Raw genomic sequence first — 296 nt, forward strand, 5'->3', positions numbered from 1 at the left:
CAAGAAACCGTAAAAAGGAACGTAATGCCAGAACACGCAGATTGATTCAAGAAGGAGCGATTCTGGAAAGCATTGCTCCACATATTAAAGAAATGGATTTAGATACCCTAAAGCGGGAGCTGATGCTCCGGCTAAGAGGAATGTAAATACACAAGTTCTACTCCCGAAGGGCGCACTTACTCACCACCCGATAAATCGGGCGGTGGTATCCCCTACGGGGCTCGTGCGCTCTGCCGAGGGCTATCCGCTGTTGCAGGCAACATCGAAAGGAGGTGCCAGATATGGCAATTTATCAT

The 296-nt window shown here is 49.0% G+C and carries 1 pseudogene; it reads left to right on the forward strand.

What is annotated here, in order from left to right:
• Nucleotides 1-146 (forward strand): annotated as a pseudogene (locus LJE12_RS20920) (DUF3847 domain-containing protein); the annotation flags it as partial.
• Nucleotides 147-296 lie beyond the last annotated feature (150 nt).

The sequence above is a fragment of the Blautia sp. DFI.6.71 genome, assembly GCF_020593585.1.
GTDB lineage: Bacteria > Bacillota > Clostridia > Lachnospirales > Lachnospiraceae > Blautia_A > Blautia_A wexlerae.